The 442-nt window shown below is 67.0% G+C and carries 2 protein-coding genes; both read right to left on the reverse strand.

Translation table 11 applies throughout. The annotated features are described in order from the left end of the window. A partial coding sequence (locus tag AB4Z46_RS35435) for an NAD(P)(+) transhydrogenase (Re/Si-specific) subunit beta (RefSeq protein WP_442288226.1) occupies nt 1-260 on the reverse strand: 260 nt, incomplete at its 3' end. After that, on the reverse strand, nt 257-442 hold a 186-nt coding region (locus AB4Z46_RS35440; protein ID WP_442288227.1), incomplete at its 5' end, for a proton-translocating transhydrogenase family protein. The genes AB4Z46_RS35440 and AB4Z46_RS35435, both read right to left, overlap by 4 nt.

A 442-nucleotide genomic window follows, 5' to 3' on the forward strand; every position in this document is an offset into this window, starting at 1 on the left:
TCGACGTCGACGGTCCTGGCCCGGTAGGCGCCGTAGCCCCCGCCCGCCACCAGGCCCAACAGCACCCAGCCCATGCCGATCGCCTTGCCGCCCGACAGCTGCACGATCAGCGCGGCGGTGGTCAGGATGGCGATCGCCATGCCCACCATGCCGAAGAGGTTGCCCCGGATCGAGGTGGTCGGGTGAGACAGGCCCTTGAGGGACTGGATGAAGCAGACGCTCGCGATGAGATACAGCAGCGTGACGACATTCATGCTCATGCTGCATTCCCCTTCTCTGCCTTGCCGGCCGCAGGGGCAGCCTTCTTGTCCTTCTTCTTGAACATCTCCAGCATGCGCCGCGTCACCAGGAAGCCGCCGAAGACGTTGACCGCGGCCAGCGCCACCGCCAGCACGCCCATGGTCTTGCCCAGGCCGGTCTCGGTCAGCGCCGCCGCCAGCAT

The sequence above is a fragment of the Variovorax sp. M-6 genome (assembly GCF_052114385.1).
In the GTDB taxonomy this organism is placed as follows: domain Bacteria; phylum Pseudomonadota; class Gammaproteobacteria; order Burkholderiales; family Burkholderiaceae_C; genus Variovorax.